Here is a 21,355-nt window from a genome sequence, read left to right as displayed (position 1 = left end):
GGGGAGGCGGGATGGCGGGGGAGGCAGGATGGCGGGGCGGTTCCTGAGTCGTCGACGGACGAAGGCGGGCCCCGGCGCTCGACTAGGCTCGCGGCATGACGGACGCGCCGGCCCCCACCCCCAGCTACTCCTACCTGGGCCCGGCCGGCACGTTCACCGAGGCCGCGCTGAAGCAGGTCCCCGAGGCGCGGGGCACGAACTGGCGGCCGGTCAACAACGTCGGCGAGGCGCTCGCCGACGTCGTCGCGGGCCGGTCGGTCGCCGCCATGATCGCGATCGAGAACTCGGTCGACGGCGGGGTCAGTGCCACCCAGGACGCCCTCGCCACCGTGCCCGGCCTCCGCATCATCGGCGAGTACCTCGTGCCGGTGAACTTCGTGCTCGTCGCCCGGCGCGGCACCGCGCTCGCCGAGGTGCGCGTCGTGAACGCCCACCCGGTCGCCTACGGCCAGTCGCGCGGATGGCTCGAGCGGCACCTGCCCGCGCACGGCCACATCCCGGCGACGAGCAACGTGCAGGCCGCCGCGAGCCTCTTCGAGGAGGGCGACCGCGCCGACGCGGCCGTCGCCCCGCCCGGCATCGTCGAACTCCTCGACGTCGACGTGCTCGCCCGCGACATCGGCGACAACCCCAACGCCGTCACCCGCTTCGTGCTCGTCGGCCGCTCGCGCGAACTGCCGGCGCCCACCGGGGCAGACAAGACGAGCGTCATCGTGGAGCTGCCCGACGACGAGCCCGGCGCGCTGCTCGCGATGCTCGAGCAGTTCTCGACCCGGGGCGTGAACCTCTCGCTCATCCAGTCCCGGCCCATCGGCGACGCCCTCGGCCGCTACCGCTTCGTGATCGACCTCGAGGGACACGTGCGCGACGAGCGGGTGGCCGACGCCCTGCTCGGTCTGCGGCGTTTTTCACCCAACGTGATCTTCCTAGGCTCCTACCCGCGGGCGGACCGGCGCGAGATCCAGTACCACTCGAAGTACGACGACGGCGTCTTCGTCGAGGCGCGCGACTGGCTGCGCGGCATCCTCTCCGGGGAGCCGGAGGGCTGAGGTGACCGAGCTCGATCCGCGGTTCGATGCGCGCTTCCAGCGCGGCTACGTCGCCGGGCCGGGCGACGGCGGAGGGGCGGATGCCTCGGCGGATGCACCTCGAGTTCCGGTGCCGGCTGCGGTAGAGCGGGCGGCGGTCGCTCCCACCGGCCGGATCCCCTCCGCGGAGCCGGAGGCGGAGCGAGACGCGTCCGCGGTCGGAACGGCCGTCGCCGAGCCGGACGCGGAGCTCGAGAGCGCCGAGGCCCGACGGACGTCGCGGAGCTGGCTCGCCGCCGCCTACGGATTCTGCGCGCTCCTCGTGCTGTTCGGGGCCTGGTGGCTGTGGGTCGGGGTCGCGGACGAGACGAACTTCCGCGGCCCCTTCTTCCAGAATCCCTGGAGCGAACTGCGATGGTGGCTCGCGCCGGCGCTGCTCGAGGTCGGCGCCGGCGGGGCGGTGCTGCTCGCCGTGGCGCTCGGCCTGTTGCGGGCGCATCGCGGAGTCCGGTTCCGGGTGAATCCCTTCGTGCTGGGGCTCGGGGCCGCCGTGCTGGTGGCGGCGGGCATGGTGATCTGGGCCGGCTCCGGCGCGACGTCCCAGCTCTCCGGTGACCCGGGCCTGTGGAGCGATGCTCAGCGCCTGGACGCCGCCCTCGCCCAGCTGCGGCCGTATCTCGCGACGCCGGCCGCGCGGGCCGGTGCGCTCGCCGTGCTCGGCATCCTCGTCATCGGTGCCGCGTCCGCGATCGCGAGACGCGCCGAGTCCGCCGAGCCGTCCGCCGCCCCCGCCTCAGCGCGGGACGCGGATGGTGAGCGCGGCGGGGTCGACCCGGAAGTGCGCTGAGACGATCTCGCCGAACTCGTCGCCGTCGATCTCGAACTCCTGCGGCTCGCCGTCGATGTCGATCTCGACCGATCGGCCGCGCGAGTAGGCGACGGCGCGGTGCCGGTCGCCGCCGGTGAGGTCCATGAGCTGGCGGCCGAAGGCGCTCTTGCGCAGCACCCGGTTCTCCCAGGCGACGGTTCGCCACACGAACAGCCAGCCGAAGAGGTTCCGCGGCTGCAGGCGCACGACGTCGAGCCGGCCGTCGTCGATCTCGGCGTCGGGGACGAGCTCGATGTTGCCGGGCAGGTAGCCGAGGTTCGCGACGAGGATGCTCGACACCCTGGAGCGGTGGTGGCGACCGGCATCCATCCGGAACGCGATGCGGAACGGCTGGGACGCCGGCAGCGAGCGCAGCCCCGCGTCGACGTAGGCGAGCCAGCCGACGCGCTTCTTCAACTCGGGGTTGGTGTTCGAGATCATGGCCGCGTCGATGCCGATGCCGGCCATGACGAGCGAGGTGTGCGACTCCTGGGCGCCGCTCGGGCGCACCACGTCGGCGACGAGCACGTCGACGGTGCGGTCGGCGCCGGAGAAGGCGAGCACCACCGCGTCGTCGGGATCGTTGACCGGCACGTCGATGTTGCGCGCGAACAGGTTGCCGGTGCCGAGCGGCACGATGCCCATCGGCACGCCGCTGCCACTGAGGCCCGCCGCGACCGAACGGACGGTGCCGTCGCCCCCGGCGGCGATCACGAGGTCGACGCCCGCTTCGAGGGCCTCGAGGGCCATGCCCTTGCCGGGGTCGTCCTCGAGGGTGTCGATCCAGAGCGAGGGCGCGAAGCCCTGCCGCTCCTCGGCGCGCTCGACGGCGGCGCGCAGCGCATCGATGCCCTGCTTGGTCGGGTTGCTGATCACGGCGGCGCGCGGGCGCGCAGCCTGATCGTCGGTCGCCGGGCCGCCGGCGGTCGTTTCGCTCGCCACACGCCAACGGTACGGCATCGCCGGGGGCGGATCCGGGAGCCCGGCTCCGGCTCTTCGGCGGGGCGGGCCCGTGCGGGCGGTCCCGGCTAGACTTGCCGGGTGATCGATCCCGTGCTGCTCCGCGAAAACCCCGAGCTGGTCAAGCGTTCGCAGGAGCTGCGCGGGGAGTCTCCCGAGCTGGTCGACGAGGCCGTCGCCGCCGACGCCGCGCGCCGCACCGCCATCACCGCGTTCGAGACGCTCCGTGCCGAGCAGAACGCCTTCGGCAAGCAGGTCGCGAAGGCCCCGAAGGAGCAGAAGGCCGAGCTCGTCGCGCAGGCGCAGCGCCTCGCGCAGGCCGTGAAAGACGCGAACCACGCCGCGAACGAGGCCGACGCCGCCTTCCAGGCCGTCGTGCAGCGCATCGGCAACGTCGTGCTCGACGGCGTGCCCGCCGGCGGCGAAGACGACTACGTGGTGCTGCGCGAGGTCGGGCAGGTGCCGGCCTTCGAGTTCGAGCCGCGCGACCACCTCGAGCTCGGCGAGCTGCTCGACGCGATCGACATGGCCCGCGGGGCGAAGGTGTCCGGGGCGCGCTTCGACTACCTGAAGGGTGTCGGCGCCCGCCTCGAGCTGGGCCTCATGAACATGGGGCTCGACCGGGCCATCCAGGCCGGATTCGTGCCGCTCATCACGCCCACGCTCGTGAAGCCCGAGATCATGCAGGGCACCGGCTTCCTCGGCGCGCACGCCGACGAGATCTACTACCTGCCCGACGACGAGCTCTATCTGACGGGCACGAGCGAGGTCGCCCTCGCCGGCTACCACCAGGGCGAGATCCTCGACGTCTCCGAGGGCCCCATCCGCTACGCCGGCTGGTCGACGTGCTACCGCCGCGAGGCCGGTTCGCACGGCAAGGACACCCGCGGCATCATCCGGGTGCACCAGTTCAACAAGCTCGAGATGTTCAGTTACATCGACCCCGCCGACGCCGAGGCCGAGCACGAGCGCCTGCTCGGCTGGCAGGAGGGCATGCTGCAAGACCTCGGCCTCGCCTACCGGGTGATCGACACCGCGGCCGGCGACCTCGGTTCCAGCGCGGCCCGCAAGTACGACGTCGAGGCCTGGGTGCCGACGCAGGGCGCGTACCGCGAGCTCACCTCCACCTCGAACTGCACGACCTTCCAGGCGCGTCGCCTCGACATCCGCCACCGCACCGAGAGCGGCAAGACGGCGCCCGTCGCGACCCTCAACGGCACGCTCGCGACGACCCGCTGGATCGTCGCGATCCTCGAGACGCACCAGCAGGCCGACGGCTCGGTCGTGGTGCCCGAGGCGCTGCGCGGCTACCTCGGCGGCCTCGAGGTGCTGGAGCCGGTGCGGCGATGAGCGACCGTCGCGAGCCCCGGGTGCGCACCATCGTCGAGCAGACGGCGGATGCCTCGTCGGGCTCGCGCCCGTCGTCGCAGCCGCTCGCCCACGAGCACCGCTGGTTCGTCGCCCTCGACGTCGACGGCACCGTCATGCACGAAGACGAGTCGATCGACCACGCCGTCGCCGAGGCGGTCACCGCCGCCGTCGCGCGCGGCCACCACGTGACGCTCGCGACCGGCCGCTCCTGGTCGACGACGGGGCCGGTGCTGCGCTCGCTCGGCCTCGAGCCCGAGTACGTCGTCTGCGCGAACGGCGCGGTCACCATGCGTCGCGACGAGGCCGCCGAAGACGGCTACCGCCGCGAGTTCGTCGAGGTCTTCGACCCCACCGCGGTGCTCGAGCGCATCCGCGCGGTGCTGCCGGCCGGCGAGTTCATGATCGAGCTCGGCGACGGCTACCGCCTGTACACGGCGGGCATGACCGAGTGGAACCTCGATCGCGCGCGCGAGGTGCCGTTCGACGAGCTGTTCGGGCAGCAGGCCACGCGCGTCGTCGTGCGCAGTCGTCAGCACGGCCTCGAGGAGTTCTTCGAGATCGTCGACCGCATGGGGCTGCACCACGTGAGCTACGCCATCGGCTGGACCGCCTGGCTCGACATCGCCCCCGACGGGGTCAACAAGGCGACCGCGCTCGAGCGCGTGCGCGGCTGGATCGACCACCCCCTCGACCGGGTGCTCGCCGTCGGCGACGGCCGCAACGACATCGAGATGTTCCGCTGGGCGGGCTCCGCGGGACGGGCCGTCGCGATGGGCCAGGCGCCCGACGAGGTGCGCGAGGTCGCGGGCGAGGTCACCGGGGCGATCCACGAGGCGGGCCTCGCGGCCGTGCTGCACTCGCTGCCCTGAGCCGAGCGCGCCGACGCCGCCGACTCGCGGCCCTGAACGCCGGGTGATGGCCGAGGCATCCCGCTATTCTGTCGCTGCGACGGCCATCGACCTGGCCGGTCCGGGGGAGCGCAGGCCATGGCGGCACGGCACGGCAGACAGCGGCGCCCGAGCGCGTGGCGCGCGCTCGGGAAGGGGCTCGCCGCGAGCGTCGCGGTGCTGCTCGTCTCGACGCTCGGCATCGCCGCGTACGCCGTCGCCGACCTCTACGACGACATCCAGGAGCCGCCGACCTTCACGCTCGAAAGCGAGGAAGTGCTCGCCGAGATCCCCGACATCGGGGTGATGGACGGCGGGCTCACCTTCTTCCTCGCCGGGATCGACAAGCGGCCGGCCGACGGCTCCTTCGGCGATCCCGAGGAGGACTCGGCGGTGCTGAACGACGTGAACCTGCTCGTGCACATCGCGCAGGACCATTCGCACGTCGAGGTGGTGAGCTTCCCGCGGGACCTGCTCGTGAGCGTGCCCGAGTGCGCCGACCCGAACGGGGCGGCGGGCGAGACGCTCTCGTCGATGTCGAGCGTGAAGATCAACACGGTCTTCCAGCACGGCGGCCTCGGCTGCGTGGCGGAGACGGTCGAGGAGCTCGTCGGCATCCCGATCCCGCTGGCCGGCGTCGTGGAGTTCGCCGGGGTGGCGGCGATCAGCGAGGCCATCGGCGGCGTCGAGGTCTGCCTCGTCGACCCGATCGACGACCCGTGGTCGGGACTGAACCTCAGCGCGGGCACGCACTCGATCTCGGGGCTGACCGCGCTCGCGTTCCTGCGCACTCGGCACGCCGTGGGCGACGGCTCCGACCTCGGTCGCATCTCGAGCCAGCAGGCGTTCATGGCCTCGCTCATGCGCAAGGTGCAGGCCGAGGGCGTGCTCGACGATCCGATCCGGATGTACTCGATCGCGAAGGCCGCGCTCGCGAACATGCAGCTCTCGAGCTACCTGCAGGACCCCGCGACCCTGATCTCGATCGCCAGGACGGTGCAGGACCTCGACCTCTCGAAGATCGTGTTCGTGCAGTACCCGACGCGGTACACCGAGGATCTCTCGGCGGTCGTGCCGTCGGATTCCGCCGAGGCGATCAACGCGGCGCTGCAGGCCGACGCGCCGATCGAGCTCTCGGCGACCGCGACCGACCACGCGAGCTACGGCACCGCGCCGGAGACGCCGGCACCGGAGAACACGGCGGGCGATGCGCCGCCGGACGGTGCGCCGACGGACGGTGCGCCGACGGACGGTGCGCCGGCGGTCGACGCGAGCGGTGCGCCCGCGACGGATGCGCCGATGGATCCGCCGCCCCTGCCGGACGACGTGACCGGGCAGGCCGGCGACGAGGTGCGCTGCTCGACCGCGAACACGGGCTGATCAGGGGATCCGAGCTTGCCTCAGCACCTTCTCAGGCCCGAATGGCAGGCTCTGGGGGACGTGGTTCGGTAGAATCGGGGCCTGTCCGTCGCGGGCGTATCGGGGTGCAGACCACGAGGCGTGCGCCGGCGGGCATGGAGGGCTGTCCGAGCGGCCGATGGAGCTGGTCTTGAAAACCAGTGGGCAGCAATGCCTCGTGGGTTCGAATCCCACGCCCTCCGCGTCGATCCCCCAAGCCAGGCAGACGGAAGGAACGCGATTTGCCTCACGACGTGCAGCCCACTTCGCGGCGCTCCGCCAAGACGCCGTCGCTCGCGCGCCACGGGCGGCTCCGCCGCAGCGCGGCGTGGAAGACGATCCTGAAGGGTGTCGCGGCGGTCGCCGCCGTCACCCTCGTCTCCGGCGGTGCGGTCGCGGCCTACGCCGCCTGGGACCTCGCCTCCTCGGCGCAGCCGACGGTCACCCTCGACAGCGAGAAGGTGCTCGAGGGCGTGCCCGACGTGGGCGCGATCGAGGGCGGAGTGAACCTCCTCGTCATAGGCAGCGACAGCCGGCAGGGGCAGGGCGACGGCTTCGGCGATCCCGACGAGGAAACCGCCGTGCTGAACGACGTGACCATGCTCATGCACATCGCCGAGGACCACTCGCACGTCGAGGTCGTGAGCTTCCCGCGCGACATGTACGTCCCCGTGCCCGGCACCTGCACTGACCCCGAGAACCCCGACGAGGAGCTCTCGGCACTCTCGAGCGTGAAGCTGAACAGCGTGCTCGCCTACGGCGGCATGGACTGCGTCGTGAAGACCGTCGAGGAGCTCACGGGCGTCACGATCCCGTTCGCCGGCATCGTGCAGTTCATGGGCGTCGCGGGGCTGTCCGAGGCGATCGGCGGCGTCGAGGTGTGCGTGGCCGAGCCGATCGAGGATCCGTACACCGACACGTACCTCACCGCCGGGATGCACGAGCTCTCCGGGCTCGCTGCCTTGCAGTTCCTCCGCGTGCGCCATGGCGTCGGCGATGGTTCCGACCTCGGCCGCATCTCCAACCAGCAGGTGTTCCTCTCCGCACTGGCCCGGCAGCTGCAGTCCGACGGCACCCTCGGCGACCCGGTCAAGCTCTACAGCATCGCCAAGGTCGCGCTCGCGAACATGCAGCTGTCGTCGAGCCTCACCGACCCGACGCGCATGATCTCCATCGCGAAGGCGATGAAGGACGTCGACCTGTCGAAGATCGCGTTCATCCAGTACCCGACCGGCTACATGGACGACGGCGTCGTCCCCGCCGAGTCGGCCGAGCTCGTGAACCAGGCACTGCAGAACGACGAGCCGATCACGTTCGACCCGAACGCCGACCAGACGGACTTCGCCTCGGCCGCCGACCCGACCGCGCCGCCCGCGTCGCCGAGCGCCGAGGTCGCCGCCGAGGGCGACACGGGGGAGGCTCCGGCCGAGGATGCCTCGAGCGACGCCCCGGTCGAGTCGACCCCGCCGCCCGGCTCGCTGCCGAGCGACGTCACCGGGCAGACGGCCGCCGAGGTGCGCTGCTCCGCCGGTCGCACGCTCGCCGACCAGTAGGGCCGGCGCTCGAATCGTGATTCGTCCGGCCATCGGGTTATGATGGCAGTCGCGTGCGCGCAAGCGCTCGCGAGGAGACGTCGCATAGTCCGGTCGAGTGCACCACCCTGCTAAGGTGGAGTCCCCGTAAGGGGACCGCGGGTTCAAATCCCGCCGTCTCCGCCACTCGGCGTGATCTGGAATCTCAGTCTGAACAGACTGATTTCTCGCCAGGCACAGAAAAGCCCCCGCAGTTTGTGGGGGCTTTCGCCGTTGCCGGCGTGAACCATTTCCGGCTGCACTCGGAGAGATGGGGAGCGCGCATCTTCTCGACTCCGTAGGCCTCGCGGAGGTCCTCGCCTTCGACGAAGGTGAACAGGGCGCGAAGGTTCGCGGCGACGACGAGGAACGTTGCGAGGAACTCGGCCCTCCGCGGCCAACCGGGTCGACATCGTCCTAGCCGAGGAAGCGAGTGCTCGACCTCCGCCCCGGAGACGAGCTCGATGAGCTGACGCGGCCATCGCGTACGTCGAAGAGCCCGAGGAGCAGCAGGACGAGGCCGAGCTCCACGGCACCGAGGCCGAAGTACACCAGCTGGAGCGGGCTGAAGGGGATGACCATCATCTGCACGAAGATCCAGATGAGTGTCATGTAGCCCGCGACAGCGGCGACGATGAGCGCCGTGCCCGCTCGGCGGAGCAGCGCGACGAATGCGACGAGGTGGACGCCGCCGAGACCGAGCGCGAGGATGAGTCCGGGGACGAGGTAGCTGCCGAACGGTGACCCGGCGAGGTACTCCTCGGGCGGGCTCAGGGCTGTGGTCAACTCGTCGGACAGCGCTCCGACGACGAGGGCGAACCCGCCAGCGGCCGCAGTGATGCCGATGAAGGCTTGCACCCAGAGAAGCACCAGACGGCTCATTCGGCGATCTTCCATGGCCAAAGCCTGCGTCTGCGCGCCCCACGGCGGAGGGACCTTGGTCCTACGCGCCGCCGGGCGGTTCGTCGCCTGCCTGGGCGGCGAGGGCGCGAAGTTCTTTCAGGACCTCGAGCTGGGCGCGATTGATCGCCATGAGCTCCTCGATCTCCGTCTTCGCGGCGAGGTTCGTTTCGAAGTCGTGCTGGGCGAGCGCGGCGGCGACCGCATCCTGCCGCTTGGCTGCGATGAGCAGGATTGCGCCCTGCAGTCCGGCGAGCATGCTGAGGAAGAGGTTCAGCAGGATGAACGGGTAGGGGTCCCAGGCTGCCGCGGTGGCGTTCAGGATCGCCCAGATCGCCATGAAGACGATGAAGACGGCGACGAACAGCCAGCTGCCCATTCCGTTGCGGAGCACGTCTGCGGCCCGCTGCCCCGGAGAGAGGCCTGCACGGGTGGAATCGTGCCAGTTCGTCAGCGGTCGGTGCGGCCGCGCCTCTCGGAGTGTCGTGTCATCCATGCGTGCATCCAAGCACCGTCTCCGGCAGGCGGTGAGGCTTTCGGCACCCGGATGTGACTTTCGGCCCGGCCCTCGCTTCGGTCCGGGAGGATGCTGGCTCCATGTTCAAGCGAATCGTGGTCGGATGGAACGGAACGGACGCGTCGGAGCGGGCGCTCGAGTGGGCCCTGCAGCGCGGCAACGAGGTGCCGATCATCGTCGTTCACGTCGTCGAGCGTTCCGCCTCGGGGTTTGACGAGGAGCGGGTTGAAGCTGTGCTGGACCGCCAGACGCCGGCCCGCCGCTGGGATGTCGAGACGCGGATCACCGAGGGCGACCCGGAGGAGGTGTTCGCCGCTGAGCTTCGACCCGACACGCTCCTCGTGCTCGGTACCCCAGCGCACCAACGCGGATCGCGGTGGAGCCTGGGGGCCCGGTTGGCGGGCCGTCACGGTGGGGGAACCGTGGCGGTCATCCCATCGGCCCCGCGCGACGACGTCGGCCTGCCCGTCGTCGCCGGGGTCGATGGCTCACTCGCCTCGCTCCGCGCGGTCGACGTCGCGGTCGGCGAGGCACTGCATCGGCACGTCGAAGTGGAGATCTTCCACGCGTGGCGCCCCCCGTCGACGTGGGCGCCGGTCTTCGGTGAGGTGAGCGCGGACCTGGAGGTGTTCGAGTCGATGCACCGCCGTACCCTCGATGACGCGCTCGCTCGGACACGGCACTCGGCGGCGAAAGTCACCGGGTACCTGCGTCGGGCGGACGCATTCCAGCTGCTCGCCGAGGCCGGGGACGAGGCGTCGCTCCTCGTCGTCGCCAGCCACGGGTACGGACCGCTTCGGCGCTTCTTCCTCGGCTCGGTGAGCGTGATGCTGTTGATGGATCCGCCGTGCCCGGTGCTCGTCGTCACCGAGGAGCGAGCGGACGAGCCGGAGCCGGAGTCGAAACGATGAGTGCGCACATATCCGACCCTGAGATCCACGCATCGGTTCAGGACGAGCTCGAATGGACACCGGAGGTCGACGCGGCCGGAATCGGCGTCTCTGTCGAGGATGGCGTCGTCACCCTGTCCGGGGAGACCGATTCGCTGTGGGAGCAGGCCGCCGCTGCAAAGGCGGCACTCCGTGTCCGAGGGGTCCGCACGGTCGTGAATGCCCTCGAGGTGCACCCGCCTGACAGCTGGACCTTCTCGGAGACCGACCTCGCCAAGGCTGTCGACCATGCCCTCCTGGCGGCGGCCAACCTTCCGGACTCCGTGCGAGCTGAGCTGAGACAGGGCGAAGTTCGCCTGCTCGGGACCGTTGGGTGGGACTACGAGCGCCGCGCTGCGGAACGCGCGGTGGAGCACATCCGCGGTGTTCGCCGAGTCACGAACCTGCTCACGCTCGAGCCGCGACCCACCGCCGCGAATACTGCCGACCGCATCCGTTCAGCCTTCGACCGCGACGCTCGGCTCAGTCGCGCCGACATCCGCGTCAGCGTGAACGGTCGCACGGTCTCGCTGGGCGGGACGGTGCGCACGTGGGGGGACCGGATCCATGCTGAGAACATCGCCTGGCGAGCACCGTACGTCGCTGCAGTCGACAACCTCCTGACAGTCCACGACGGACGCGCCCGTCGGTCAGCGTGAAGGTCGAGCGCCCGGTGGACTGTACTTTCGGGATGGGCGCGCCACGGTCGCCCTAGATTGGCAGTGCCCTGCATGCGGGCAGGGCAGCGGACTCACCTACCCCAGCCGCAGCTCGTTTTGAGCACGGGGACTAACCCGGAAGCACCACCACGACCGGAATGGGCGAACGCAGCAGGACCTCGTGGCTCACCGATCCCAAGAGGAAGCGCTCGACCGCTGATCCACTGTGGCTGCCGACGACGATTGCGCGGGCGGTGTCGACCGCTTCGAGCAGTTCGTCGGCGGGCCTCCCGTGCACGAGCCGCGCGTGCGGCTCGGCGCCGGACGCCGTCCCGGAGTCCATCGCCGCGGCGAGGGTATCGCGATGCATCTGCTCGAACTCGGCGAACTCACTGGCGTACTCCGCCAGATCCGACTCCCAGAATGCGGGTGCAGCCCACGCGTGCAGCAGGGTGAGGCGGAGCTGCAGCGCCGTGGCGAGATCTGCTCCGACCCGGATGGCCTCACGGCCCAGAACAGAGCCGTCGACGCCGACGACGACGCCGAGATCGTCCGCCCCGCCCTCGCCGCTCGGTACGACGGCGACCGCGCCGGCGGAGTGGGATCCGGCCAGCCGCACGCCCGCTGACCAGCGACCGCCGCGGTCGGCGTCCCGACCGACCACGACGAGCGTGCCTCGACGGAGGAAGGTGCGCAGCACGTCGACCACGGGACCGGTCTCGGTCGAGGTGACGACGTGAAGGCCAGGGTTCGCCGCACGGATCCGCTCGCCTTCGTCGATGAGCGTGACCCGGTCTCCGGCTCGTTTCGACGTGGCGCTCAAGTAGTCGCTGCCGGTCTCCCGGTCTCGTTCGACATGGACCAGGACGAGGTGCCCGTCTCCGGCGATGCGGGCGGCCCAGTCCGCAGCATGCTGCGCGGCGGGCGACCCGTCGATTCCGACCACGATTCGTTCGAACATGATGATTCCCTTTCGTTCCGCGTGTGCCTTCTGCTCGCTCGGGCGACGATGTCGCCCGGCCCAGTCAGGTGGCTGCCCGTCCGAGCGCCCCGCCCCACGCCCTCGCGCGGTCCAGTTCGTCGACCAGGAGCTCGCCGTCGTCCAGCGTGACGAGGAAGCACTCCCCTTCGAGGAGGGGCGGCACGTCGAAGTGCCGCATTCGACGTTCGATGGCCGCCGCACCGTTCCCGGCGAGGATCCGGGGCATGTCGACGCGCGTGGCGAATGCGGCCCAGGCCTTCGGCGCGCGCCGCAGCGCGTCGAGCCATTCACGGAGACCGGGGTCCTGCAGGCGGTGCTCCAGCGTGAGGTGGCGATCCGGGTCTGCAGCCCAGTCGGCGGCTTCGGCCCGTGAGCGGGGGCTGGGCAGGGAGTGGGCGTGGGTCGGGGCGCCCAGGACGATGAGATCGGCGTCGAGTGCATCGTCGCCGGCGGTTTCGATCGACTGAGTCGATGCCTCACCGAAGCTCTCAAGAGCGGAGGCGATCTGGTCCGCGATGCGGCGGGTATGCCCGAACATCGACTCGTACAGCACCAATGACTTCATGTTTCGGCGCTCCTCTCCGGTTCCGTCGTTCTCTCGGGGGATTCCGTGGTGGGGAGGGCGGGAAACGGTACGACGAGGACCGGTCCGCGAAGGTTGAGCAGAAGCTCCGAGGTCACCCGGCCGAGGGGTCGAAACCCGTGCGCGCCAGGGTGCGTCGGACGTCCGACTACGGTCAGCACGGACTGGCCGGACATGATCGCGAGCGCTTCGCCGGCGGCCGCGCTCGACCGTTGCTCGGTGACTCCCGCAGCCGGAGCGAGGGTCTCCGCGAGGGCTCGCGCCCGGCTGATGGCGTGAGCGCCGGCGAGTACCGAGCTGGTGGAGGACTGCACGAGGACGAGCGGCTCACCGGAGCGGTTCGCCTCGTCGACCGCGGCCCGGACGGCCGCGTCTTCGCCGGCTTCGCCGCCGATGCCGACAGCGACCCCATGCCGGCGCCCCCCGGATGAAACGGGGACGACCGCCACCGGGACCGGAGACATCGCTGCGAGCTGGAGCCCGCGGGCGCCGAGCGCCAAACCGTGGAAGACACCGACCTTGTGGGTGCCGATGACGACGAGCTCGTGATCGCGCGCCTCGGCGGCGAGCGTGAGCATCGGAGGCCCGACGGAGATCTGCGCGGTCACCGGACTCGAGCCGGCGCCCTCGCGCGCCAGCTCGAGTTCGTGCTGGACCAGGACTTCCGCGTTCCGGCGGAGTTCAGCACGGGCGCTCGCGCCGACCGCGCCCCACTCGTCGTCGACGACATAGCGGAGGGTGATCCCCGTCCTCGCAGCGCGGGCGCGGGCGACCCCCCAGTCGAGTGCGGCTCGGCTCGCAATCGAGCCGTCGATACCGATCAGCACGCTCATCCCGATGCGCCCTTCCGTTGGTCCGATGCAGTCTGCGTGCTCGTAGCGTCCTCCTTCTTGTGCGCGTGAGGAGGGCCATTGGTCCCGTGGACCGTGGGCCCGGCGGGCGCCGCGGTGGTAGCCTGCGGCTGTCACCTCGGAGGAGTCATGTCGGATCGGCCGCCTTTGCCGTTCGCCGACCAGCCTCGGTCGGAGCTGGATCGCGCCATGCGCGAGCTGATGGAGCGCGCCGACGCGATGATTCACACCCAGGGGCGCCTGCAGGCTCTACTGCGCGCGACGCAAGCGATGGTCGAGCACGTCGAGCTCCCCGTCGTGCTCGAGCGGATCGCGCAGGCCGCGGTCGAGCTGGTCGATGCCGAGTTCGGCGCGCTGGGAGTGATCGCGGCGGACGGGAACGGCCTGGAAGCCTTCATCCATGTCGGCATGTCGGACTCCGACGCGGTCGCCATCGGACATCTCCCAGAAGGCCGCGGCGTCCTCGGTGCGCTCATCGACGACCCCAACCCGATCCGCTTGCGCCACATCTCCGACCACCCGCGCTCGGTCGGCTTTCCCCGCAACCATCCTCGGATGGACGCGTTCCTCGGTGTGCCGATCCGGGTGCGCAACGAGGTGTTCGGCAACCTCTACCTCTCCAACCCCCGGCGGGGCGAATTCATCGCGGAGGACGAACAGCTCGTCACCGCGCTGGCTGCGACCGCCGGCTTCGTGATCGCGAACGCCCGGCTGCTCGAGGAGACGCAGCTCAGGCAGCGATGGATGGCATCGTCCGCACAGATCACCGCGGCACTGCTCGATTCGGTCGAAGGCTCGCCGCTGGGCATGCTCGCCGAGGAACTCGTCTCCCGCACGACCGTCGACCGCGTGTGCGTCGCCGTCCCCGGCGATGACGGGGAGATGGTGCGGATCGCCGAAGCGAGAGGTTCCGGTGCTGCGGATCTCACCGGGGCGATGCTCGACGCGTCCGCGACCGAGGCGTACGCGGCGCTCGCGTCGGGCACCATCCGCGCTCGCACCGGCCTCAGCCACGACCCTCGACCCGACGCCCTCGCGATCCGCGACGAAGCACTCGGAACCGGCGCGGTCATGTTCCTGCCCCTGACCACCGACGGCACTGCCTGGGGCGTACTCGCAGTCGCGCGTGAGCCTGGCCGCCCGCCGTTCAGCAGTGCCGAGACGGAGATCGCCGCCGACCTTGCGGGACGAGTGGCCCTCGCCCTCGAACTCGCTCGGGCCCGTGAACAGCACCAGCACGCCCTGCTCGTGCAGGATCGAGCGCGGATCGCCCGCGACCTCCACGACCACGTCATCCAACAGCTCTTCGGAACCGGGCTCGAGCTTCAAGCGGTCGCAGAATCCGTGGACGACGCCCACCTCTCCGAACGGATCAGGAAATCGGTCGCGACGCTCGACGATGCCATTCTCCAGATCCGCACCAGCGTCTTCGCGATGACCCCACGGCCCGAACGGGACGAGTCGCTTCGTCACCGAATCCTCGACATCGCTGCAGAGTGCTCCACCGGCCTGGCGCGCCCTGTTTCCGTCAGTTTCGAGGGGCCGGTGGACCTCACGGTCCACGGGCAGCTCGCCGCCGACGTCGCGGCCGCTGCCAGGGAGCTGGTCATGAACGCTGTCAAGCACGCTGAGGCGAACGTCATCCGCGTCACCGTGACCAGCACCGACGCCGAGGTGCGGATCACCGTCAGCGACGACGGCGCGGGCATGACTGGCGCGCGCCGGGGGAACGGCATCACGAACCTCGCAGCCCGAGCGGCCGCGAGAGGCGGAACCTTCGACATCGACTCCGAGCCGGGGCGGACCGAGGCGAGCTGGGTCGTACCGCTGGAGGGGATCGCAGAATGACCAGGGTGTTCCTCGTCGACGACCATGAGATCGTCCGACGCGGCGTCGCTCAGCTTCTTGAACGGGAGCATGACCTCGAGATCGTCGGCGAAGCTCCGAACGCCGAGCGGGCGCTCGCCCGGATCGCCGCGCTCGCCCCGGATGTCGCGGTCCTCGACGTCCGCCTCCCGGACGATGACGGCATCTCGCTCTGCCGCGAGATCCGATCCCGGTACCCGGACGTGCGCTGCCTCATGCTCACCGCGTACGACGACGACGACGCGGCCACCGCCGCGGTCATGGCCGGCGCGTCCGGCTATGTGCTGAAGAGCATCGCGGGCACCGGGCTGGTGGACGCGGTGCGGGCGGCCGCCTCCGGGAGATCGCTGCTTCCGCCCGCCGTCTCCGCGCGTCTGCGGCCGGAGAGCGAAGCGGCCGATCACGAGGACCCCCGCTTCGGCTCGCTCAATCTCCGCGAACGCCAAGTCCTCGTCCTCGTCGCCGAAGGGCTCACCAACCGCCAGATCGGCGAACGGCTCTCTCTCGCGGAGAAGACGGTGAAGAACTACGTGTCGGGCCTCCTCCGCAAACTCGGCTTCGAGCGTCGCACGCAAGCTGCCGTGTACCAGCTCGAACGCCGCGACACCGAGCGTTGATGCGACGGATCACAGCTCCACACGTTCACCCTGCTCCGGCACCCGTGCCCTCCAGCCGAGCTCGCGGGTGATCCGAACCCGCAACCGATCCGCCGCAGCCGGTTCGCCGTGAGTCACGAACACCTGCTCTGGCGCCGCCGGGGCTGCCCGCATCCACGAGAGGAGCTCGTCCGCGTCCGCGTGCGCGGACATGGTGTCGATGTTCACGACCTCGGCACGGATCGGGACGTCCTCACCGAAGATCCGGAGTGAGCGTGCGCCGCCCAGGAGCGCGGCCCCTCGGGTGCCGCCGGCCTGGAATCCGGTGAGGATCACCGCGTTGCGAGGATCGGGGCCGTAGGCGGCGAGATGGTGCAGGATCCGTCCCCCGGTGAGCATCCCGCTGGCGGAGACGATGATCATCGGACCGCCGCGGAGGTTCAACAGCTTGGACTCGTCGACATCGTGAACCGGGGTCGCGAGCGCGTACATGCGCTCGATCTCGGCGGGGGTGATCCGGTGCTCGTCCCGATGCCGCTGGTAGATGGCGGTCACGTTGATCGCCATCGGGCTGTTCAGGTACACGGGGACCTCCGGGAGCCTTCCCTGCTCCCGCAGACGGGACAGGTGCAGGAGGATCGTCTCGGTGCGCCCGACGGCGAACGCGGGGATCAGGACGACTCCCGCGCGTTTCACGACCCGGTCGATCACGGTGGCCAGGAGCGGTTCGGGGTCGACGTCGGCGTGCGCGCGGTCGCCGTACGTCGATTCGGTGATGAGCGTCGTCGCTCCTTCGAACGGTCGCGGGGGAAGCATGAGCGGGTCGTCGGGGCGCCCGAGATCGCCGGTGAAGTGCGCGGTGCGACCCGCGGAGGTGATTCGCACCGATGCGGCGCCGAGGATGTGCCCGGCTGGGACGAGCCGCGCCGTCAGCTCGGGTCCGAGCGGAACCTCCTCGTCGAACCCGACCGGCCGGAGCCGGTCGAGGGAGCGGCGCGCGTCATCAACGGTGTAGAGGGGGGTCGGGTGCGGATGCTTGGACCAGCGCCCGCGGGCGGCATGGCGGGCTTCTTCCTCGAGCAGGTACCCGCTGTCGGGCAGCATGACCGCGGCGAGCTCCGATGTTCCTGCGGTCGTGTAGACGGGGCCGGTGAATCCGTCGCGGACGAGCGCTGGGAGGTACCCGGAGTGGTCGAGGTGCGCGTGGCTGAGCACGATGGCGTCAATCGACTCGGGCGGCACCGGGAACGGTGCCCGGTTCCGGTTCCGGAGCACCTTGTACCCCTGGAAGAGGCCGCAGTCGACGAGGATCCGCGCCGCTCCGGTGTCGATCAGGTAGCGCGAGCCGGTGACCGTGTCCGCGGCACCGAGGAATCGTAGTTGCGCGTTCATGGCCGCTCCGTTCGTGCCTGGTGGTGTCTTGCTCAGTGGCGGATGACGAGTGAGCCGGACCTTCGCCCGTCGCGGAGGTCGGTGATCGCTCGGTCGGTGTGGTGGAACGGATACGGCGTCACGGTCGCGCCGAGCTGCAGCGTCCGCGCGAGGCGCAAGAACCTCTGTCGCTCGCCTCCCACGCCGTCGACGTCGTCCGACCATCCGGATCAGATGGCGGCCCAGCCTCCGTCGACGGGGAGGATCGCGCCAGATACGTCCGCTGCGTCATCACTCAGCAGCCAAGTGATGGCAGCGGCGAGTGCCTCTGGGCGGGCGACCGGGGGGAGCGTGGTTTGCATGATCGGTCCGATGCGCTCCTGCGCCCACTGGGAGCGGAACGGCGCTTCGATGTTCGTCGCGACCGGTCCCGGTGCCACCGCGTTGCAGCGGACCCCCTTCGGCGTGTAGAAGAACGCGGTGCTGAGGGTGAACCCGTTCACTCCATGCTTGGACACCGTGTACGGGGTGCCCGCAGCCGACCCGCGAAGGCCGGCCTCCGAGCCGACGTTCACGATGGCTCCTCGTCCGCGAGCGAGCATGCTGGGCAACGCGGCGCGGGTGAGCTTCATCATTGCGGTGAGGTTGACCGCGATGACGCGGTCCCAGGTCTCGTCGGTGATCTCCGCGGTGGGTTCGAAGCCGTCCATGATGCCCGCGATGTTCGCCACTGCATCGATCTGGTCTCCGGCGGCGGCCATGACGCGGTCGATGGTGAGCTGGTCGGCGAGGTCGCCGTCGACGGTGATCAGCTGGTCGCCCAGCTCCTCCTCCAGATGCCGGAGTCGTTCTCGGGAGAGGTCGACCGCCACGACCCGGGCGCCTTCGGAGGCGAGTTGGAGCGCTGTTGCGTGACCGATGCCGGATCCGGCGCCGGTGACGATGACGGTGCGAGCGGTGAAGCGGGGTTCCGACATGGTCGTTGCCTTTCAGCTTTCCTGAACGGGTTCGGTGTTCGAGTGGACGATGAGGACGGGGCAGCGGGCGTGTTCGGCGCAGGTCGCGCTGACGGATCCGATGAGGAGTCCGACGAAGCCGCCGTGGCCGCGACTGCCCAGCACGAGCATCTCCGCGTCGCGGCTCACCTCGATCAGCGTCCGCGCCGGCGGACCCCCAAGCGTTGTTCGGCGGAGCCCGGCTGGCGGTGCGCCGTCGAACGCCTGCTGGATGGAGGTCTCGAGGATGACGCCGGCATCCGTCTCCGGCGACCACCCCTCGACGAGCAGCGCACCGGCGACCGGCGGCACGGTCCAGGTAGTGATGGCCTCGAGCGGCGCCCCGAAGGCTGTCGCAAGACGGGCGCCGTAGCGCAGGGCGTCGATGGATGACTCGGAGCCATCGACGCCGACGATGATTCGTCGCTGTTCCATGGGGCCACTCTCGAGGAGTCTCGACGCGCGGACTGGGACGAAAGTCACATCGAGCTGGGGCGTCCTTTCGCAACAGACCCGGGAGAACCGCGCTCATCGTCGACGACGGCCTCGCAACCGAGACCGAGCCGACCGGCTTCTCACCACACGTCAGGTTCCGCGCGCGGATCCAATGCCGGCAGGAAGGACGAATGCGCGACCCTGAACATCCTTCGGAGTGATCCGTACCCAGCGGTCCTTCCGCCCAGGCGCCCAGGTGACGACACCGAGCCCTTCCGCCTCGGTGATCTCGCGCTCCCGCTCGACACGGTCCGCACGGCCCTTGATGACGATGCTGAACGCCTCGTCGCCATCGATCCCATCCACCTGGAACAGCACGTTCTGGTTCACGGTCAATGCAAGAAGCTTCGTGCCCGGTGCCGTTCGAAACACAATGCTGTACCGGTCGACACCGTGGTTGACGGGGAACAGGTCCATCTCGCCGCCGGCGTACGTGCCGACCCGACCGTACGGCGCCGCTCCGACGCGCTCCCAGCACTCGGCCGACGGCATCTCCCGCACCGGCGGGCGCTCGCTCGGATCGGTCATGATCGGCTCCTCAGAGAATCGAACCAACGGACTCTGTCTACCGCCGGTGCGTCGTCTCGTCAACCAATCCCACGGACTTCACAACCCGCGACACCGCCCCGGTTGCTGCCAGAATCCGACACGACTCCAACCCACTCCTTCGATCGCCGGGCGGGGGTCGCTGCGCCGGCCCGTGGGTCGGCGCGGCGCGATTCAGCGGGCGAGCCAGACCGTGGTGTCGGCGGGCAGGATGCCGCGGGCCACATCGCCCGAGGCGAGCAGGGGTTGCGTGGCCGCGGTGGTGGTGTGCTCGTCGGGTAGTACGTCTGCGAGTGCGAGCGTGGTGTCGCCGGTGTTCGCGACGACGAGCAGCGCGCCGTTGGTGAAGGCCACGACGTCGGGGGTGTCGGGCGTTTCGACCCAGTCGAGGGTGCCGTTCGCGAGGGTGTGCTCGCGGCGCAGCGCCAGCGCCGACCGGTACATCGACAGGGTCGAGCCGGGCGCGTCGTGTTGGCGGTCGCGGGCGTAGTCGGCCCACTCGGCGGGTTGGGGGAGCCAGGAGGCCTGGGTCGGGCCGAATCCGTGGGAGGGGGCGGCGGCTTCCCAGGGGATCGGGACGCGGCAGCCGTCGCGGCCGTAGCGTTCGCCGTTCGTGCGGAACCAGGTCGGGTCCTGCCTGGCGTCGTCGGGGAGGTCGATGACCTCGGGGAGGCCGAGTTCTTCGCCCTGGTAGAGGTAGGCGGAGCCGGGGAGGGCGAGCATGAGCGCGGTCGCGGCGCGGGCGCGGCGCAGGCCGGTGGCGGGGTCGCCGATGCCGGGGGTGCGGGGGCCGACGCCGTGGCCCTGGAGGTTGCCGACGGTGAGGGCGAGACGGGTGGGGTGGCGTACGACGTCGTGGTTCGAGAGGACCCAGGTGGAGGGGGCGCCGACGGCGCCGAACGCGGCGAGGGACTCGTCGACGACGCGGCGGAGGGCGGCGGCCCGCCAGGGGGTCTCGAGGTAGGCGAAGTTGAAGGACTGGTGCATCTCGTCGGGGCGCACCCACTGGGCGACGCGGGCGAGCGGGTCGACCCAGGCTTCGGCGGCGAGGATGCGTTCGCCGGGGTAGCCGTCGAGCAGGGCGCGCCAGTCGCGGTAGATCTCGTGCACCCCCTCTTGCGCCCAGAATGGCGGCGCGTCGCCGGGTTCGGAGGAGATCTCGGGTTCGAGGGGGACGCCGGGCTCGGCGCTCGGCACGGGGCGTTCGGCGTCGGGTGCGTCGTCGGCGAGGCCGCCGGCGCCGCCCATGCTGCCGCCGGCGGCGGGCGGGGTCCAGTCGGGCAGGCCGTCGGCCTTGACGAGGCCGTGGGCGACGTCGACGCGGAAGCCGTCGACGCCGCGGTCGAGCCAGAACCGCAGGATGTCGCGGAACTCCTCGCGGACCTCGTCGTTCGTCCAGTCGAAGTCGGGCTGGGAGGAGTCGAAGAGGTGCAGGTACCACTGGCCCGGCTGCCCGTCGGCTTCGGTCACGCGGGTCCAGGCGGGGCCGCCGAAGACCGAGTCCCAGTTGTTGGGCGGCAGCTCACCGGCCTGACCGCGGCCGTCGCGGAACAGGTAGCGGGCGCGTTCGGCGCTGCCCGGCCCCGCGGCGAGAGCGGCCTGGAACCATTCGTGCTCGTTCGAGGAGTGGTTCGGCACGAGGTCGACGATGACGCGGATGCCTCGCGCGTGCGCCTCGGCGAGCATCGCGTCGAAGTCGGCGAGGGTGCCGAAGAGGGGGTCGACGTCGCGGTAGTCGGCGACGTCGTAGCCGGCGTCGTGCTGCGGCGAGGTGTAGAACGGCGAGAGCCAGATCGCGTCGACGCCGAGCTCGGCGAGCGCCCCGAGACGGGCCGTGATGCCCGCCAGATCGCCCATGCCGTCACCGTTCGCATCGGCGAAACTGCGCGGGTAGATCTGGTAGATCACGGCCGTCCGCCACCACTCGTTTCGAGCGCCACGAGCGAGCTCGAAGTGATTCTTACGGCGGATGGCCATTGTCA

General features: G+C 70.6%; 21 protein-coding genes and 2 tRNA genes. 12 read left to right on the top strand and 11 right to left on the bottom strand.

Translation table 11 applies throughout. The features are described from left to right. Positions 1-95: 95 nt before the first annotated feature. The gene (gene pheA / locus MTP13_RS03240) at positions 96-1,049 is read left to right on the top strand and encodes a prephenate dehydratase (RefSeq protein ID WP_243569619.1); all 954 of its coding nucleotides are present in this window, start codon (positions 96-98) and stop codon (positions 1,047-1,049) included. 1 nt (position 1,050) lies between these two features. Next, complete coding sequence (locus MTP13_RS03235) at positions 1,051-1,875, top strand: hypothetical protein (protein WP_243569618.1); 825 nt, start codon at positions 1,051-1,053, stop codon at positions 1,873-1,875. Here MTP13_RS03235 and MTP13_RS03230 read toward each other — a convergent pair. Beyond that, positions 1,822-2,838, bottom strand: a complete 1,017-nt coding sequence (locus MTP13_RS03230) for a diacylglycerol/lipid kinase family protein (protein WP_243569617.1) — start codon at positions 2,836-2,838, stop codon at positions 1,822-1,824. The genes MTP13_RS03235 and MTP13_RS03230 overlap by 54 nt on opposite strands. Before the next feature lie 99 nt (positions 2,839-2,937). Between MTP13_RS03230 and serS the strand changes: the two genes are divergently transcribed. The 6 genes from serS to MTP13_RS03200 all read left to right on the top strand — a co-directional run bounded on the left by serS (position 2,938) and on the right by MTP13_RS03200 (position 8,230). After that, entirely contained in the window at positions 2,938-4,206 is a 1,269-nt protein-coding gene (serS, locus tag MTP13_RS03225) for a serine--tRNA ligase (protein ID WP_243569616.1), read from the top strand. Beyond that, positions 4,203-5,096: an HAD family hydrolase gene (locus tag MTP13_RS03220; protein ID WP_243569615.1), complete on the top strand. Its 894-nt coding sequence runs from the start codon at positions 4,203-4,205 to the stop codon at positions 5,094-5,096. The genes serS and MTP13_RS03220 overlap by 4 nt, the downstream gene beginning before the upstream one ends. Before the next feature lie 117 nt (positions 5,097-5,213). Next, positions 5,214-6,494: an LCP family protein gene (locus tag MTP13_RS03215; RefSeq protein WP_243569614.1), complete on the top strand. Its 1,281-nt coding sequence runs from the start codon at positions 5,214-5,216 to the stop codon at positions 6,492-6,494. Between the two features lie 136 nt (positions 6,495-6,630). Further along, positions 6,631-6,715 (top strand) — tRNA-Ser (locus MTP13_RS03210). 51 nt (positions 6,716-6,766) lie between these two features. Further along, on the top strand, positions 6,767-8,065 hold the full coding sequence (locus MTP13_RS03205; RefSeq protein ID WP_243569613.1) for an LCP family protein: 1,299 nt from the start codon (positions 6,767-6,769) through the stop codon (positions 8,063-8,065). Between the two features lie 73 nt (positions 8,066-8,138). Beyond that, a tRNA-Ser gene (locus tag MTP13_RS03200) sits at positions 8,139-8,230 on the top strand. A gap of 270 nt (positions 8,231-8,500) precedes the next feature. Here the strand turns inward: MTP13_RS03200 and MTP13_RS03195 are convergent. Beyond that, positions 8,501-8,965, bottom strand: a complete 465-nt coding sequence (locus MTP13_RS03195) for a hypothetical protein (protein ID WP_243569612.1) — start codon at positions 8,963-8,965, stop codon at positions 8,501-8,503. Positions 8,966-9,026: 61 nt separating this feature from the next. Continuing rightward, positions 9,027-9,479, bottom strand: coding sequence for a DUF1003 domain-containing protein (locus MTP13_RS03190; RefSeq protein ID WP_341681011.1), 453 nt, complete (start codon positions 9,477-9,479; stop codon positions 9,027-9,029). A 101-nt stretch (positions 9,480-9,580) separates the two neighbouring features. On the opposite strand from MTP13_RS03190, the gene MTP13_RS03185 reads away from it, so the two are divergent. Together MTP13_RS03185 and MTP13_RS03180 are read left to right on the top strand one after the other, a co-directional pair. Further along, positions 9,581-10,411, top strand: coding sequence for a universal stress protein (locus MTP13_RS03185; protein ID WP_243569611.1), 831 nt, complete (start codon positions 9,581-9,583; stop codon positions 10,409-10,411). Then, complete coding sequence (locus tag MTP13_RS03180) at positions 10,408-11,088, top strand: BON domain-containing protein (protein ID WP_243569610.1); 681 nt, start codon at positions 10,408-10,410, stop codon at positions 11,086-11,088. The genes MTP13_RS03185 and MTP13_RS03180 overlap by 4 nt, the downstream gene beginning before the upstream one ends. 130 nt (positions 11,089-11,218) lie before the next feature. Here MTP13_RS03180 and MTP13_RS03175 read toward each other — a convergent pair whose 3' ends face one another. From MTP13_RS03175 to MTP13_RS03165, 3 genes are all read right to left on the bottom strand, one after another. After that, positions 11,219-12,049: a universal stress protein gene (locus MTP13_RS03175; RefSeq protein ID WP_243569609.1), complete on the bottom strand. Its 831-nt coding sequence runs from the start codon at positions 12,047-12,049 to the stop codon at positions 11,219-11,221. A gap of 64 nt (positions 12,050-12,113) precedes the next feature. Continuing rightward, the gene (locus MTP13_RS03170) at positions 12,114-12,635 is read right to left on the bottom strand and encodes a flavodoxin family protein (RefSeq protein ID WP_243569608.1); all 522 of its coding nucleotides are present in this window, start codon (positions 12,633-12,635) and stop codon (positions 12,114-12,116) included. Then, entirely contained in the window at positions 12,632-13,486 is an 855-nt protein-coding gene (locus MTP13_RS03165) for a universal stress protein (RefSeq protein ID WP_243569607.1), read from the bottom strand. The genes MTP13_RS03170 and MTP13_RS03165 overlap by 4 nt, the downstream gene beginning before the upstream one ends. 207 nt (positions 13,487-13,693) lie before the next feature. On the opposite strand from MTP13_RS03165, the gene MTP13_RS03160 reads away from it, so the two are divergent. Beyond that, on the top strand, positions 13,694-15,352 hold the full coding sequence (locus tag MTP13_RS03160; RefSeq protein WP_243569606.1) for a GAF domain-containing sensor histidine kinase: 1,659 nt from the start codon (positions 13,694-13,696) through the stop codon (positions 15,350-15,352). Beyond that, positions 15,349-15,987 carry a response regulator gene (locus MTP13_RS03155; protein WP_243569605.1) on the top strand — a complete coding sequence of 213 codons (639 nt, stop codon included), beginning with the start codon at positions 15,349-15,351 and terminating at the stop codon, positions 15,985-15,987. Before MTP13_RS03160 ends, MTP13_RS03155 begins: the two co-directional genes overlap by 4 nt. A 9-nt stretch (positions 15,988-15,996) precedes the next feature. Here the strand turns inward: MTP13_RS03155 and MTP13_RS03150 are convergent, their stop codons facing one another. The 5 genes from MTP13_RS03150 to MTP13_RS03130 all read right to left on the bottom strand — a co-directional run bounded on the left by MTP13_RS03150 (position 15,997) and on the right by MTP13_RS03130 (position 21,350). Then, entirely contained in the window at positions 15,997-17,358 is a 1,362-nt protein-coding gene (locus tag MTP13_RS03150; RefSeq protein ID WP_243569604.1) for an MBL fold metallo-hydrolase RNA specificity domain-containing protein, read from the bottom strand. A 209-nt stretch (positions 17,359-17,567) separates the two neighbouring features. Then, entirely contained in the window at positions 17,568-18,314 is a 747-nt protein-coding gene (locus MTP13_RS03145; protein WP_243569603.1) for an SDR family NAD(P)-dependent oxidoreductase, read from the bottom strand. A gap of 12 nt (positions 18,315-18,326) precedes the next feature. Then, positions 18,327-18,767 carry a universal stress protein gene (locus MTP13_RS03140; RefSeq protein ID WP_243569602.1) on the bottom strand — a complete coding sequence of 147 codons (441 nt, stop codon included), beginning with the start codon at positions 18,765-18,767 and terminating at the stop codon, positions 18,327-18,329. Positions 18,768-18,917: 150 nt separating this feature from the next. Then, positions 18,918-19,355 carry a pyridoxamine 5'-phosphate oxidase family protein gene (locus MTP13_RS03135; protein ID WP_243569601.1) on the bottom strand — a complete coding sequence of 146 codons (438 nt, stop codon included), beginning with the start codon at positions 19,353-19,355 and terminating at the stop codon, positions 18,918-18,920. A gap of 192 nt (positions 19,356-19,547) precedes the next feature. After that, on the bottom strand, positions 19,548-21,350 hold the full coding sequence (locus tag MTP13_RS03130; RefSeq protein ID WP_243569600.1) for a glycoside hydrolase family 13 protein: 1,803 nt from the start codon (positions 21,348-21,350) through the stop codon (positions 19,548-19,550). Positions 21,351-21,355 lie beyond the last annotated feature (5 nt).

Origin of the sequence: Agromyces soli, from assembly GCF_022811605.1 — a bacterium.
Taxonomy (GTDB): domain Bacteria; phylum Actinomycetota; class Actinomycetes; order Actinomycetales; family Microbacteriaceae; genus Agromyces; species Agromyces soli.
The sequence above is the reverse complement of the archived record's forward strand: the minus strand, read 5'-3'. Positions and strand labels throughout refer to the sequence as shown.